Source organism: Streptomyces sp. NPDC102441, assembly GCF_044765585.1.
In the GTDB taxonomy this organism is placed as follows: domain Bacteria; phylum Actinomycetota; class Actinomycetes; order Streptomycetales; family Streptomycetaceae; genus Streptomyces.
Genome location: NZ_JBIWKH010000004.1, coordinates 528,182 through 542,691 on the forward strand (window position 1 = coordinate 528,182; position 14,510 = coordinate 542,691).

Genomic DNA, 14,510 nt, shown 5'->3' on the forward strand with positions numbered 1-14,510 from the left:
AAACCAGCGCCGGAAGAGGCGCTTCGGTCAGGTTTGAAGGAGCCTTCCCTTGCGCCGGATCACCAGGATTGCCACCGTGGGCGTCATGTCCGCGGCACTAGCGCTGAGCGTCACGGCGTGTGGCGAGTCGTCCTCGTCGAGCAGCAGTTCCGACTCCAAGTCCGACAAGACAGCCATCGCCTACGACATCGGTGGCCGCGGCGACCAGTCGTTCAACGACGCCGCCTACGCGGGTCTGGCCCGTGCCGAGAAGGACCTCGGCGTCAAGGGCACCGAGGCCGAGCCGTCGGACGGTGAAGCGGACGCCGACAAGGTGCAGCGCCTCACCGCACTGGCCCGCGCCGGCAACAACCCGGTGATCGGCGTCGGCTTCGCCTACGCCCCCGCCATCAAGAAGGTCGCACCGAAGTTCCCGAAGATCACCTTCGGCATCATCGACGACGCCTCCGTGACGGGCGACAACATCGCCAACATCGTCTTCAACGAGGAGCAGGGCTCCTACCTCGCGGGTGTCGCGGCCGCCAAGGTCACCAAGACCAAGACGGTCGGCTTCATCGGTGGTGTCGAGACCCCGCTGATCAAGAAGTTCCAGGCGGGCTTCGAGCAGGGCGTCAAGGAGACCGACCCCTCGGTCAAGGTCGTCCCGCAGTACCTGACGCAGCCGCCGAACTTCGACGGCTTCTCCAAGCCCGACCTCGGCAAGGCCGCCGCCCAGGGCCAGCTCGACAAGGGCGCCGACGTGGTCTACTCGGCGGCCGGTCTGGCCGGTTCCGGTGCCATCGAGGCCGTCTCCAAGGCCGGCAAGTGGAACATCGGCGTCGACTCCGACCAGTACAAGCAGGCGGGTCTGGCCGACTACAGGGAGTCGATCCTGACCTCGGTCACCAAGGACGTCGAGGACTCCGTCTTCAACCTGATCAAGTCCGTCCAGGACGGCAAGCCGCAGTCCGGTGAGGTCCGTTACGGCCTCGACAAGGACGGCGTCGGCCTGGCCATGTCCAACCCGGCCTTCACCAAGATGACCGATGTCATCGCCGCCGTGGACAAGGCGAAGAAGGAAATCATCGACGGCAAGATCACCGTCAAGACCACCCCGTAACGATTCCGGTCGTCACGCTGGTTTCCCGTGGGCCCGGAGCGCGCGCCGTCGCCGCTCCGGGCCCCTGGGGTGCTCATCGAAGAAGTTGTGCCCCGCAGTAACCTGCTCGCACAGATCCGGAACCCGGTGTTCGGACCGTGCCGTGTGCCTACGCTTCACGATTCGGCAGCACTACGCGTGTAGACAGCCCTCAGGCGCGATAACTTCACCCCGCCCCCTGCCCAGTGCTCCCGCTCCTGTCCGGCCAAGGAGAGTGCGTCATCAACGCGTCCAGCAGTCCCCCCGCCGTAGAACTGCACGGCATCACCAAGCGCTTCCCCGGCGTCGTCGCCAACCACGACATCGGCATCACCGTACGCAAGGGAACGGTCCACGCCCTCGTCGGTGAGAACGGCGCCGGAAAGTCCACTCTGATGAAGATCCTCTACGGCATGCAGAAGCCGGACGAGGGGACCATCGCGGTGGACGGCGAGCAGGTCACGTTCGGCAACCCCGGTGACGCCATCGCGCGCGGAATCGGCATGGTCCACCAGCACTTCATGCTCGCCGACAACTTCACCGTGCTGGAGAACGTCGTCCTGGGCGGCGAGAAGCTGCACGGTATCGGCTCCGCCGCGCGCAAGAAGATCAAGGAGATCTCCGACGCCTACGGTCTGGGGGTCAGGCCCGACGCACTCGTCGAGGACCTCGGCGTCGCCGACCGTCAGCGGGTGGAGATCCTCAAGGTCCTCTACCGCGGCGCCCGCATCCTCATCCTTGACGAGCCGACCGCCGTGCTGGTCCCGCAGGAGGTCGACGCGCTCTTCGCGAACCTCCGCGAGCTCAAGGCCGAGGGCCTCACCGTCATCTTCATCTCGCACAAGCTCGGAGAGGTCCTCTCCGTCGCCGACGAGATCACGGTGATCCGGCGCGGTACCACCGTGGGCACCGCCGACCCCGAGAACACCACCACCAAGCAGCTCGCCGAGCTGATGGTCGGCAGTGAACTCCCCTCGCCGGAGACCCGCGAGTCCACCGTGACGGACGTGCCGATGCTTCGCGTCGAAGGGCTCACCCTCAGCGTGACGGACCCGGACGGGGCCGTGCGTGACGTCCTGTCCGATGTGGGCTTCACGATCCACAAGGGCGAGGTCCTGGGCATCGCGGGCGTCGAGGGGAACGGGCAGACCGAGCTGATCGAGACGCTCGTCGGCATGCGGAGCCCGGACGGCGGAACCATCACGCTGGACACCGACGACATCTCGCGGACCCCCACACGCAAGAGGCGTGAGAGCGGCATCGGCTACATCCCCGAGGACCGCCACCGCCACGGGGTCCTGCTGGAGTCCTCGCTGTGGGAGAACCGCATCCTCGGCCACGTCACGGAGAAGCCCAACAGCAAGGGCTGGCTGCTGGACCCGAAGGCGGCACGCGCCGACACCGAGCGGATCGTGCGTGACTACGACGTCCGCACGCCGGGCATCGAGGTCACGGCGGGCTCACTCTCCGGCGGAAACCAGCAGAAGCTGATCGTCGGCCGCGAGATGAGCCACAACCCGAAACTCCTGATCGCCGCCCACCCCACCCGTGGGGTGGACGTCGGCGCGCAGGCGCAGATCTGGGACCAGATCCGCGAGGCGCGCCGCGACGGGCTGGCCGTCCTGCTGATCTCGGCGGACCTGGACGAGCTCATCGGGCTCTCCGACACCCTGCGCGTCATGTTCCGCGGAGAGCTGGTCGCTGACGCCGACCCCGCCACCATCACACCCGAGGAACTGGGCTCGGCCATGACCGGTGCCGCCTCCGGTCACCTCGAAGCAGCACCGGAGGACGAGGCCTGATGAGGAAATTCGACAAGGACCGGCTGATCCTGGGCTTCGCCGGCCCGGCGCTCGCCCTGGTCGTGGCCTTCGCGCTCAGCACCCTGGTGCTGCTCGTGTCCAACCGCGATCCCTTCGAGCTGTACCGGCTGCTGTTCGAGCAGGTGTCGTACAGCGACGTACAGGTCCTGATCATCAACCAGGCCGGGACGTACTACCTCGCCGCACTCGCGGTCGCGGTCGGCTTCCGCATGAACCTCTTCAACATCGGCGTCGACGGCCAGTACCGCCTCGCGGCGATGGTGGCCGCTCTCGTCGGCGCCGGCGTCAGTCTCCCCGGGCCGCTCCAGATCGCGCTGATCGTCGTCGTGGCGATGCTCGTGGGCGCCTTCTGGTCAGGCGTCGCCGGCATCCTCAAGACCACGCGCGGCGTGAGCGAGGTCGTCTCGACGATCATGCTCAACTCCATCTCGACCTCGCTGATCGCCTGGCTGATCCTGCCGAAGAACTTCGGCGACCAGGCGACGGGCTCCAACAACCTGACGACGGGCGACATCCCGGAGTCGGGCTGGTTCCCCGGCCTGCCCCTGAGCCCCGACGCCGGTGAGATCTACGGATTCACCTTCGTCGCGGCGGGCTGCGGCCTCGTCTACTGGTTCGTCCTGAACCGCACCCGGTTCGGTTTCGACCTGCGCGCCACCGGCGCCAGCGAGAGCGCAGCCCAGGCCTCCGGTGTGGACGCCAAGAAGATGATCCTGACCTCGATGCTGATCTCCGGTGCGATCGCGGGTCTCGTCGGGATGCCGACGCTGCTGGGAGACACCCACACCTACAGCCTCGACTTCCCCGTGGGCCTCGGCTTCACCGGCATCACCATCGCCCTGCTCGGCCGCAACCACCCGGTGGGCATCGCGCTGAGCGCACTGCTGGTCGCCTTCCTGGACAAGGCGTCGTCCCCTCTCGACCAGTTCGGTTTCGAGAAGGAGATCGCCACGATCATGCAGGGCCTGATCGTGATCTCCGTCGTCGTCAGCTACGAGCTGGTCCGGCGTTACGGGACCCGGCGCCAGCAGCAGAAGGTCGGCGAGGAACTCGCCGCCGGCCACGCCCTCACCACAGAGAAGGAGGCGGCCCTGTGAGCACCAGCAAAGTCTCCGCCGCACGCGTCGCCGCCCCGAAGGGCGGCGGGCGGCGCAAGCTGTCCCTGCCGGTCGTCCTCCTGATCATCGCCTGTGCGCTCGCCCTCGTCTCGCTGGTGCGCCTCATCAGCGGTGCGAACGACGTGACCTCCGTGGGCCAGGTGAGCGGCGCCCTCGAACTCGCCGTCCCGATCGGGCTGGCCGGTCTCGGCGGACTCTGGGCCGAGCGGGCCGGTGTCGTCAACATCGGCCTCGAGGGCATGATGATCCTCGGCACGTGGTTCGGCGCCTGGGCCGGTTTCCAGTGGGGCCCGTGGATGGGCGTCCTCTTCGGCATCATCGGTGGCGCGCTCGGCGGACTGCTCCACGCGGTCATCACCGTCACCTTCGGCGTGAACCACATCGTCTCCGGTGTGGCCATCAACATCCTCGCCGTCGGTGTCACCCGCTACCTCTCCAACTTCACCTTCGCCGACGAGCCCGGCGGATCCTCCAAGCAGTCGCCACGCCTGGAGGAGATCGACAAGATCACGGTGCCAGGACTTTCGGACTGGATGCAGGACCTGCAACAACACCACTGGTTCTTCGTCTCCGACCTCGCCGGAATCGTCGGCGGCCTGGTCACCGGACTGTCGCTGCTCACCGTCGTCGCCCTGCTGCTCATCCCCGTCACCTGGTTCGTGCTGTGGCGCACGGCCTTCGGTCTGCGGCTCCGCTCCTGCGGTGAGAGCCCGGTGGCGGCCGAGACGCTCGGCGTGAACGTCTACAAGTACAAGTACATCGCCGTGACGATCTCGGGCGGCCTGGCGGGACTCGGCGGCGCCTTCCTGGCCATCGTCGCCACCAGCATCTACCAGGAGGGCCAGACCGGCGGCCGGGGCTACATCGGTCTCGCCGCGATGATCTTCGGCAACTGGATGCCCGGCGGCATGGCGCTGGGCGCGGGGCTCTTCGGCTTCACCGACAGCCTCAAGCTCCGCGGCGGCGCCGAGAACGTCCACGCGATGCTGCTGCTCCTGGCGATCCTCCTGGTGATCGTCGTGTTCTGGCAGCTGTACCGGAAGAAGTACGTCAGCGCGCTGATCTCGGCGGTCATCTCCGGCGTGCTGTTCACCTGGTACGCGCTCACCGACCAGGTCCCGAGCCAGTTCGTGGACGCCGCGCCGTACGTCACGACGCTGCTGGTGCTCGCCCTGTCCGCACAGCGGCTGCGCATGCCCAAGGCGGACGGCGTGCCGTACCGCAAGGGCGAGGGCAAGTGACGACGCCCTCGCCCGTCGACTGGGACGCCCTGCGCGAGGCCGCCCGGGACGCGATGTCCCGGGCGTACGCCCCGTACTCGGGCTACCCGGTCGGCGTGGCGGCCCTCGTCGACGACGGCCGCATGATCACCGGATGCAACGTCGAGAACGCCTCGTACGGCATCAGCCTGTGCGCCGAGTGCGGGCTGGTCTCGCAGCTGGCCGCCACGGGCGGCGGCCGGCTGACCCACTTCACCTGCGTGGACGGCACGGGCGCGGCGCTCGTGCCGTGCGGGCGGTGCCGGCAGCTGCTGTACGAGTTCGGAGGGCCCGGGCTCGTCCTGGAGACGCCGGACGGCTTCCGCACGCTCGACGAGATGCTGCCGCAGGCCTTCGGGCCCCAGCACCTGGGGTAGTGCCCCGCCGCCGTTCCGTTCCTCTCCCCGGGCGGGCCCACCCGGCCCGCCCGGGGGAACGGGGCGGCGGAACGTTTCCTCTCTATGCGCGTAGAGTCAACGGGACTCTCGCGCACCCATCCGGCCGGAAGGACTCCCATCCCATGGACGTCATCTCTGTCATCCGCACGAAGCGGGACCGAGGCGAGCTCAGCCCCGAGCAGATCGACTGGGTCGTCGACGCGTACACCCGCGGCGAGGTCGCCGACGAGCAGATGTCCGCACTGGCCATGGCGATCCTGCTGAACGGCATGAACCGCACCGAGATCGCCCGCTGGACCGCCGCGATGATCGCCTCCGGCGAGCGGATGGACTTCGGCGCGCTCTCCCGCCCCACCACCGACAAGCACTCCACCGGCGGCGTCGGCGACAAGATCACCCTGCCGCTCGCCCCGCTGGTCGCCGCCTGCGGCGCGGCCGTGCCGCAGCTCAGCGGCCGGGGCCTCGGCCACACCGGCGGCACCCTCGACAAGCTGGAGTCCATCCCCGGCTGGCGCGCCCACCTCTCCAACGCCGAGATGCTGGACGTCCTGGACACCACGGGCGCGGTGATCTGCGCGGCCGGCGACGGGCTCGCCCCCGCCGACAAGAAGCTGTACGCACTGCGCGACGTCACCGGCACCGTCGAGGCGATCCCGCTGATCGCCAGCTCGATCATGTCCAAGAAGATCGCCGAGGGTACCGGGGCGCTCGTCCTGGACGTCAAGGTCGGTTCCGGCGCCTTCATGAAGACGATCGAGGACGCCCGCGAACTGGCCTCCACCATGGTCGCCCTCGGCACCGACAGCGGCGTACGCACGGTGGCGCTGCTCACCGACATGGCGACCCCGCTCGGCCTGACCGCCGGCAACGCCCTGGAGGTGCGCGAGTCCGTCGAGGTGCTCGCCGGCGGCGGCCCCCGGGACGTCATCGACCTGACCCTCGCGCTCGCCCGCGAGATGCTCGACGCCGCCGGACTCAAGGACGCCGATCCCGAGAAGGCCCTCGCCGACGGCTCCGCCATGGATGTCTGGCGCCGCATGATCTCCGCCCAGGGCGGCGACCCGGACGCCGAACTCCCCGTCGCCCGCGAGCGGCACGTGATCAGCGCCCCGTCCTCGGGCGTGCTGACGCGCCTCGACGCGTACGACATCGGCGTCGCCGCCTGGCGCCTCGGCGCGGGGCGCGCACGCAAGGAGGACCCGGTGCAGGCCGGCGCGGGCGTCGAGCTGCACGCCAAGCCGGGCGACACGGTGACCGAGGGACAGCCGCTGCTGACCCTGCACACGGACACCCCCGAGAAGTTCGACTACGCGATCGACGCCCTGCCCGGCTCGTACGACATCGCGCCGGCCGGAACGCCCTTCACCGCCACGCCGGTGGTGCGGGAACGTATCGCCTGACCTGCGGATTTCCCTTTCGGGTGAACGGGACCGGTGGACCTGCACCGGTCCCGTTCGGCATGCTGGACTCGGTGACGCACCGATAAGAGGAGACCGCCATGAGCGCACTCACTGTCGATCCCGGGCCGGGCCACGGCCAGGACTGGGACGACCTCGTCCGGATCTGGGAGGAGACGGACGCGCCCGAGGGCTGCAAGGTGGAGATCATCGAGGGGATCGTCACCGTGTCGCCACCGCCGTCCAAGGACCACAACACCACTGCGGAGCTGCTCCAGCGCAGGCTGTACGCCGTCATCCCGGAGGAGTGGGGGATCTACCAGACGCTCGGCGTCTCCGTGCCCGGACGGGCAGGGCTTTACATCCCCGATCTCGTCGTCCTGCCGCGCGCGGTCGCGTCCGGGCCGGGTAATCGCGTACCGGCGGAAGACGTCCGGCTCGTGGTGGAGATCACCTCACCCGCCAATGCCAACCACGACCGCATCGGCAAGGCGCGCGGATATGCGAGAGCCGGTGTCGAGTTGTTCCTGCTGCTCGATCCCTGGCACACCGGCCGTCCGACCGCGACCCTGTACGGAGAGCCGAGCGACGGCACCTACCGGGTCCTGGAAGCGGTCGAGTACGGCGGGAAGCTGACGCTCCCCGAGCCGTTCAAGCTGGACCTGGACACCGGGGTGTTCCCTGTCAGCTGAGTCATAGATGCGAGGGCGCCGATGAGTTTCGGGCATCCCGCCGGTCTCCCTGGTGTGGATGCCATGACCCCGAACGCCCTCGTCCTCGCCGGCCGGATCACCCGCGCCGATGTGCCGGGCCTCTGCGCGCGGCTGGAGGCGCTGCTGAGCGGCGCCCCGGAGGCCGCCGCGGTGGACTGCGACGTGGGCGGTGTCGTGCACCCGGATCTGGCCCTGGTCGAGGCGGTCGCCCGGCTGGGGCTCGTCGCACGCCGGGCCGGGGGCGTCGAGCTGCGGCTGCGCAACGTCCCGGCCGGTTTCGGGGCGCTGCTCGATCTGGTCGGGCTGGCCGATGTGGTGGGCAATCTGGAGGCAGCTCCGGAGTGACGGGTGTTCAGCGGGCCGTGGCACCGTCGCGGGACACGACGTAAAGGCAGTCGACTATCGTCGTCTGGATGTCCGTGGAGTCGTACACCTCGGCCTTCGGCCACGGCATGGCGCTCGGCGACGGCGCCCTCGTCGTCTCGCACCGGCCGCTCTCCGGCTGCGGTCCGGGCTCGGGGTTGTCGTCCCGGACCCCGGCGGCAGGGGCAGGGCCCGGCCCCGCCGTGGCGGACGGCTCGCCCAGCCACAGCGTCGCCGCCCAGCCGCCCACCGCCAGCAGGGCCCAGCCGATCACCACGGGACGTCTCACGCTCACGCGTCGGCGTCCAGGTGGTCCGGCAGCCCGAACAGCGGGAACCAGCGCGGGGTGTCCAGGAAGCAGTGCATCCCGGTGATGGCGCCGTCCGAGATGTCGATGACCTGTACCGCCCACGGCACGAAACCAGGCCCGTCCGGATTCGGCTTGTAGTGCGCGAAGGCCGGGGTGCCGTTGGCCTCCGTCGCCACCAGCCGGGAACCCGCGCAGCTCGCCCCGATGCTGAGCATGAAGCCGGTGATGTCGTCGTGTCCCTGGAGCCAGAGATCGAACGGCGGCATGGTCATCACGGCGTCCTCATGGAGCAGCGCCGTCAGCGCCGCCATGTCGTAACCCTCGAACGCCGCCACATAGCGGTCGAGCAGCTTGCGCTGCTCGTCGTCCAGCGGATTCGAGGTGTCCGGTGCCGCGCTCTCCGTGTCCGAGAGCGTCGCCCGGGCGCGCTGCAGGGCGCTGTTGACCGAGGCGACGGAGGTGTCGAGCAGCTCGGCGACCTCGCTCGCCTTCCACGCCAGGACCTCGCGGAGGATCAGCACCGCGCGCTGCTTGGGCGGCAGATGCTGGAGCGCGGCGACGAACGCGAGGCGCACCGACTCACGGGCCACGGCCGCCTCCGCAGGGTCGGTCACCGAGGGCAGGATGCGGCCGTCCGGCATCGGCTCCAGCCAGGTGTTCTCCGGGAGGGGGTTCAGTGCGGCCTGGGCCAGCGGTGTCGGGCCGGTCAGGTCCACCGGCCTCGCCCGCTTGTTGCCCGCGTTGAGCATGTCCAGGCAGACGTTCGTCGCGATGCGGTACAGCCAGGAGCGCAGCGAGGACCGGCCCTCGAACTTGTCGAAGTTGCGCCAGGCGCGCACCAGCGTGTCCTGGACCGCGTCCTCCGCCTCGAAGGCCGAGCCGAGCATCCGGTAGCAGTAACCGGTCAGCTCGACCCGGTGTCCCTCCAGGCGGCTGTCGATATCCGCCGTCGCTGTCTGATCACTCATCGCTTCACCCCTGTTGCGCTGTGGCACCGCTCACTCAGCACTGTGGAAGCTACCGCAGGGCACTGACAACCGGGGTGGGAAGCGTGGAAACCGGCCCGCCGGGTAGCGCGGGCGGCCGGGCCTCAGCTGTGCGCGGGCGCCGGAGACCCGGCGCTGAGCCGCTCTGCCCGTGCCGCCCGGGTGCCGAACAGGGTGATCGACAGGACACCGAGGACCGCCAGGACACCCAGGACGACCGTGCCTGCCCAGCCGCCGGCGTGGAACGCGACGGCGCCGAGCGTGCCGCCCGCGCTGGAGCCCAGGTAGTACGCCGACTGGTAGAGCGCCGATGCCTGGGCGCGGCCGGACGTCGCCGTACGGCTCACCGAGGACGACGCGACCGCGTGCCCGGCGAAGAAGCCGGCCGTGATCAGGACGAGGCCGGCCAGGACGAAGGCCAGCTGGTCGGCCAGGGAGAGCAGCAGACCCGCGGCCGTCGTGGAGACGGCGAGGTAGAGCGCGCCCCGCCGGCCCAGCCGGGCGACCAGCCTGCCCGCGGCGGCGGAGGAGAGCGTGCCGACGAGGTAGACGAGGAAGACGGAGCCGACGATGCCCTGCGGGAGGCTGAAGGGCTCCTCGACGAGCCGGTAGCCGATCACGGTGTAGACCGCGCCGAACACCGTCATGAAGAGAGCGCCGATCGCGTACAGCCTGCGCAGCAGCGGGTTGGAGAGGTGACCGGTGACGGTCTTCGCGAGGGCCTTCGGGTTGAGCGAGGCGGGGCTGAAGTGCCGGGCCTTGGGGATCATGAAGTGGAAGACCACCGCGCAGACGACGGCGAGCAGCCCGATCGCGCCGAGCGCCATCCGCCAGCCCCACAGCTGGGCGACCCAGCCGGCGAGGATACGGCCGCTCATGCCGCCGATGCTGTTGCCCGCCACGAACAGTCCGATCGCGGCCACCAGCGCCTTGGGCCGCACCTCCTCGGCCAGATACGCCATCGCGGAGGCGGGCAGCCCTGCCAGGGCGGCGCCCTGGATCGCGCGCAGCGCGATCAGCCAGCCGAGCGACGGGGCGAAGGGCACGAGCAGCCCGATCACCACGGCGACCGAGAGGGAGGCCGTCATCATCTGTCGCCGCCCGAAGCGCTCGGAGAGCGCGCTCAGCGGCAGGACACAGAGAGCCAGGGCGCCCGTCGCCGCGGAGACCGTCCAGCTCGCCTGCCCGGCCGTCGCGCCGAAGGACGCGGAGACGGAGGGCAGCAGGGCCTGGGTGGAGTAGAGGAGGGCGAAGGTCGCGACCCCTGCCGAGAAGAGCGCGAAGCTCATCCTGCGGTAGCCGGGGCCGCCGGGCGTGAGGCGGTCCGGGGCGGTCGGGGAGGCGGCGGCGGTGGATGACGAAGCGGAGGCGCCCAGCACGATGGTGGACGCCCCGGTACTGGCAGGAGGCATACAGCGAACGTAGACCGCGGGGTTTCATGCGTCCAATGCATGAAACCCTCATAATCGTTCCCATGGTGCATCAATACAGCTCACAGCCACGGCTGTCACCGAGCGGTTACGAAGAAGACATCCGAGCCGTGCTCGCACCACGCCTCGCGTACTTCGAGGCGGTGGCGCGCCACGAGCACGTCACCCGTGCCGCGCACGAGCTCGGCGTCCCGCAGTCGACGCTGTCGCGGGCCATGGTGAGACTGGAACAGGACCTGGGCGTCGCCCTGTTCGCCCGGCGGGGCCGCACCGTCTCGCTCACCCCCGCGGGCCGCACCTTCCTCGGCTCCGCCGAACGCGCGCTGACGGAGGTCGAGAAGGCCGCCGACTCGGTGCGCGCCGACGCCGACCCCACCGGGGGCAAGGTCGCCTTCGGCTTCCTGCACACCATGGGCTCCGAGACCGTGCCCGCCCTGATCCGCGCCTTCCGCGCCGACCATCCACGGGTCCGTTTCCAGCTCGTCCAGAACTACGGGGAGGCGATGATCGAGCGCCTGCGCGCGGGCGGCCTCGACCTCTGTCTCACCTCGCCCGTCCCCGACGCCCCGGATCTCGTCGCCATGCGCCTGGACGAGCAGCGGCTGCGCCTGGTCGTCCCCGACGACCACCGGCTGGCGGGGCGCCGGCGCGTCCGCCTCGCCGAGGCTGCCGACGAAACGTTCGTCACCCTCGAACCCGGCTACGGGCTGCGGCGGATCACCGACGACCTCTGCGCGGAGGCCGGCTTCACCCCACGGGTCGCGTTCGAGGGCGAGGAGGCGGAGACGCTGCGCGGCCTGGTCGCGGCCGGGCTCGGGGTGGCGCTGCTGCCCCCGCCGGCCGTCGCCAGGCCCGGCGTGGTCGAGCTGACGGTCACGGCGCCGCGCGCGGCCCGCGAGATCGGCGTCGCCTGGCTGGACGGCCACCCCGACACGCCGCCGGTGGCCGCCTTCAAGCAGTTCCTGCTGTCGCGCCGGGGGAGCCTGCTGCCCGACTGAGGCCGGCGGGTGCCGCTCAGCGCCTCAGCGACTGCCCGAACCCCGCCGCGAGCGGCATCCGCAGCCCCAGCGGCGGCGGAGCGGCGAACGCGTCGGCGACCGGGCGCGCGTAAGACCGGGCGAACAACGAGCCCCGTACGAAGTCCGAAGCCAGCGCCATCACTTCGGACCGGTGCTGGCGCAGTGCGTGCCCGTCCGAGTGGACCTCGAAGCGGCAGGTGTCCCGGTTCGCCTTCTTGGCCCGCTCGGCCAGCCGGTAGGAGAGCTCGGGATTCGTCCGCGCGTCGTTCGTGCCGTGGACGATCAGGACACGGCGCCCCGCCAGATGCTTCACCGGTTCGGGTACCGGCTCCGTCTCCTCCGGAAGCCAGGGTGCCATCGCCAGCGCGGAGTTGACGGCGGTGTGCCCGGCGCCGCGCAGAGCGGCCCGGCCTCCCATGCCGTGCCCGATGAGACACACCGGGATGTCGCCGTAGCGGCGTACGACCTCGTCGGCCGCCCAGTGGGCGTCCGCCGCCGGATCCGCGTCGGCGTTCCAGCCCCGGGTGCGATAGCGCACGACGTGCACCGCGAGCCCGTCGCTCCGGCCGGCGCGGGCCAGGGTGCGGGCGAACGGCAGCTGCGCCGCGTACGAATAGGTGGAGGGACGGCGTCGGGAGTCGGTCTCGCCGTCCGGGAGCAGCAGGACCACGCCGCTGACCTCGGGTGCTGCTCCGGCCGTGAGAACGGCCCGTCCCAGCCTGGCGGCAGGCAGGGGAAGTGCGCGCTGTGCCATGGCAGAACAGTGTCAGAAGGCCAGGGGTATTCCACCCGGCTTCGCGGTCACTGTTACGCATCGGCGCAGCGCTCTACGCGCGTAGGCGCTACAGTGCCTCAATGACGAGCCAGACCCTGAACGTCCCCGGCCCCGACCAGATCCGCCGTGCGCCCAAGGTGCTCCTGCACGACCACCTCGACGGCGGCCTGCGCCCCGGCACCATCGTCGAGCTGGCGCGGGAGCAAGGTTACGAGGCCCTGCCCGAGACCGAGCCCGACAAGCTCGGCGTCTGGTTCCGCGAGGCGGCCGACTCCGGCTCGCTGGAGCGCTATCTGGAGACGTTCGCCCACACCTGCGCCGTCATGCAGACCCGCGACGCGCTGTTCCGGGTGGCCATGGAGTGCGCCGAGGACCTCGCCGAGGACGGTGTCGTCTACGCCGAGGTGCGGTACGCGCCCGAGCAGCACCTCACCGCGGGCCTGTCCCTCGAAGAGGTCGTCGAGGCGGTCAACGAGGGTTTCCGGGAGGGCGAGCGCCGGGCCCGTGCCGCCGGCCACCGCATCCGTGTCGGCGCCCTCCTCACCGCGATGCGGCACGCCGCACGCGCGCTGGAGATCGCCGAGCTCGCCAACCGGTACCGCGACCTGGGTGTCGTCGGCTTCGACATCGCGGGCGCCGAGGCGGGCTACCCGCCCACCCGCCACCTGGACGCCTTCGAGTACCTCAAGCGAGAGAACAACCACTTCACCATCCACGCGGGCGAGGCCTTCGGGCTGCCGTCGATCTGGCAGGCCCTGCAGTGGTGCGGTGCGGACCGGCTCGGTCACGGCGTCCGCATCATCGACGACATCGAGATCGCCGACGACGGAAGCGTGGTGCTCGGCCGCCTCGCCTCCTACGTCCGCGACAAGCGGATCCCGCTGGAGCTCTGCCCGACCTCCAACCTCCAGACCGGCGCCGCCGCCTCCTATGCCGAGCACCCCATCGGGCTGCTGCGGAAGCTGCATTTCCGCGCCACCGTGAATACGGACAACCGGTTGATGAGCGGCACGAGCATGAGCCGGGAATTCGAGCGACTGACCGAGACATTCGGATACACACTCGATGACATGCAGTGGTTCACAGTCAATGCGATGAAATCAGCGTTCATTCCTTTCGATGAACGTCTGGCCATGATCAATGACGTCGTGAAGCCCGGATACGCAGAGCTGAAATCCGAGTGGCTCTTCCGTCAGACGGCTGTGACCAGCGGGTCTTCCTCCCTCGCGGGCTGACCGAACGAAAAGCGGAACGGCCGGGAACATCAGGTCCCGGCCGTTTTCCGTGTCCCGGCATGTTTGCGGGAGAGGTACGGAGCTGACTACGTTGCAGAGCCGCTCACATCCCCTTCCCCAAGGATGAATTTCACATGAAGCAGTCTGCTGTCAGGACCCTCGGTGTCGCCGCTCTCGGTGCCGCTTTCGCCGCCGCCGGCGCGGGCAGTGCCTCCGCCGTCGCCGTGCCCGTCGACTCCCTGGCCGGCGCCCTGCCCGCCGGTATCGCGCTCGACTCCGTCACCACCGACGCGCTGCCCGCCGTGCAGAAGGCGGCCGGCGGTCTTCTCGACCAGCAGCAGCGCGGCCAAGGAGACCTCTCGGCGCCCGGCACCAACCTGCTCGGCGGCCTGCCCGCCGGCGGCCTCACCGGCGCCCTGCCGCTCGGCGGCTGATCACCGCACACACATGTGGGGCGCACACCCCGGCCGGGGGTGCGCCCCACATCTCTATATACCCCTGGTCCTGGAGGTCACCACGCCGTCGCGGCCGGGGTCTTCTCCGAAGGCCGCAGCACCCACAGCCCCC

At 70.1% G+C, this 14,510-nt stretch carries 15 protein-coding genes; 11 read left to right on the forward strand and 4 right to left on the reverse strand.

The annotated features are described in order from the left end of the window. The first annotated feature begins 49 nt into the window (after positions 1–49). From ACIREO_RS11255 to ACIREO_RS11290, 8 genes are all read left to right on the forward strand, one after another. Positions 50–1,099, forward strand: coding sequence for a BMP family protein (locus ACIREO_RS11255; protein ID WP_404107460.1), 1,050 nt, complete (start codon positions 50–52; stop codon positions 1,097–1,099). A gap of 236 nt (positions 1,100–1,335) precedes the next feature. Next, positions 1,336–2,919 (forward strand): ABC transporter ATP-binding protein, encoded by a 1,584-nt coding sequence (locus ACIREO_RS11260; RefSeq protein ID WP_404107541.1) that lies wholly within the window; start codon positions 1,336–1,338, stop codon positions 2,917–2,919. Beyond that, positions 2,919–4,037 carry an ABC transporter permease gene (locus ACIREO_RS11265; protein ID WP_404107462.1) on the forward strand — a complete coding sequence of 373 codons (1,119 nt, stop codon included), beginning with the start codon at positions 2,919–2,921 and terminating at the stop codon, positions 4,035–4,037. The genes ACIREO_RS11260 and ACIREO_RS11265 overlap by 1 nt, the downstream gene beginning before the upstream one ends. Next, complete coding sequence (locus ACIREO_RS11270) at positions 4,034–5,299, forward strand: ABC transporter permease (protein WP_404107463.1); 1,266 nt, start codon at positions 4,034–4,036, stop codon at positions 5,297–5,299. The genes ACIREO_RS11265 and ACIREO_RS11270 overlap by 4 nt, the downstream gene beginning before the upstream one ends. Continuing rightward, complete coding sequence (locus ACIREO_RS11275) at positions 5,296–5,694, forward strand: cytidine deaminase (RefSeq protein ID WP_404107465.1); 399 nt, start codon at positions 5,296–5,298, stop codon at positions 5,692–5,694. Before ACIREO_RS11270 ends, ACIREO_RS11275 begins: the two co-directional genes overlap by 4 nt. Before the next feature lie 143 nt (positions 5,695–5,837). Beyond that, positions 5,838–7,115, forward strand: coding sequence for a thymidine phosphorylase (locus ACIREO_RS11280; RefSeq protein ID WP_404107466.1), 1,278 nt, complete (start codon positions 5,838–5,840; stop codon positions 7,113–7,115). A 98-nt stretch (positions 7,116–7,213) separates the two neighbouring features. Beyond that, entirely contained in the window at positions 7,214–7,804 is a 591-nt protein-coding gene (locus tag ACIREO_RS11285; RefSeq protein WP_404107468.1) for a Uma2 family endonuclease, read from the forward strand. A 21-nt stretch (positions 7,805–7,825) separates the two neighbouring features. Then, on the forward strand, positions 7,826–8,170 hold the full coding sequence (locus tag ACIREO_RS11290; RefSeq protein ID WP_404107470.1) for an STAS domain-containing protein: 345 nt from the start codon (positions 7,826–7,828) through the stop codon (positions 8,168–8,170). 7 nt (positions 8,171–8,177) lie between these two features. On the opposite strand, the gene ACIREO_RS11295 is transcribed toward ACIREO_RS11290, so the two are convergent. From ACIREO_RS11295 to ACIREO_RS11305, 3 genes are all read right to left on the reverse strand, one after another. Continuing rightward, positions 8,178–8,483, reverse strand: coding sequence for a hypothetical protein (locus ACIREO_RS11295; RefSeq protein WP_404107472.1), 306 nt, complete (start codon positions 8,481–8,483; stop codon positions 8,178–8,180). Then, positions 8,480–9,493, reverse strand: a complete 1,014-nt coding sequence (locus tag ACIREO_RS11300) for a sigma-70 family RNA polymerase sigma factor (protein WP_404107474.1) — start codon at positions 9,491–9,493, stop codon at positions 8,480–8,482. The genes ACIREO_RS11295 and ACIREO_RS11300 overlap by 4 nt, the downstream gene beginning before the upstream one ends. A 95-nt stretch (positions 9,494–9,588) precedes the next feature. Beyond that, the gene (locus ACIREO_RS11305; protein ID WP_404107476.1) at positions 9,589–10,896 is read right to left on the reverse strand and encodes an MFS transporter; all 1,308 of its coding nucleotides are present in this window, start codon (positions 10,894–10,896) and stop codon (positions 9,589–9,591) included. Between the two features lie 62 nt (positions 10,897–10,958). On the opposite strand from ACIREO_RS11305, the gene ACIREO_RS11310 reads away from it, so the two are divergent. After that, entirely contained in the window at positions 10,959–11,912 is a 954-nt protein-coding gene (locus ACIREO_RS11310; protein ID WP_404107478.1) for a LysR family transcriptional regulator, read from the forward strand. 16 nt (positions 11,913–11,928) lie between these two features. Here the strand turns inward: ACIREO_RS11310 and ACIREO_RS11315 are convergent, their stop codons facing one another. Continuing rightward, positions 11,929–12,687, reverse strand: a complete 759-nt coding sequence (locus ACIREO_RS11315; RefSeq protein ID WP_404107480.1) for an alpha/beta hydrolase — start codon at positions 12,685–12,687, stop codon at positions 11,929–11,931. 101 nt (positions 12,688–12,788) lie between these two features. Here ACIREO_RS11315 and ACIREO_RS11320 point away from each other — a divergent pair, with 101 nt between their 5' ends. Both ACIREO_RS11320 and ACIREO_RS11325 read left to right on the forward strand, forming a co-directional pair. Continuing rightward, entirely contained in the window at positions 12,789–13,943 is a 1,155-nt protein-coding gene (locus tag ACIREO_RS11320) for an adenosine deaminase (protein WP_404107482.1), read from the forward strand. Positions 13,944–14,077: 134 nt separating this feature from the next. Beyond that, positions 14,078–14,377 carry a hypothetical protein gene (locus tag ACIREO_RS11325; protein WP_404107484.1) on the forward strand — a complete coding sequence of 100 codons (300 nt, stop codon included), beginning with the start codon at positions 14,078–14,080 and terminating at the stop codon, positions 14,375–14,377. Positions 14,378–14,510 lie beyond the last annotated feature (133 nt).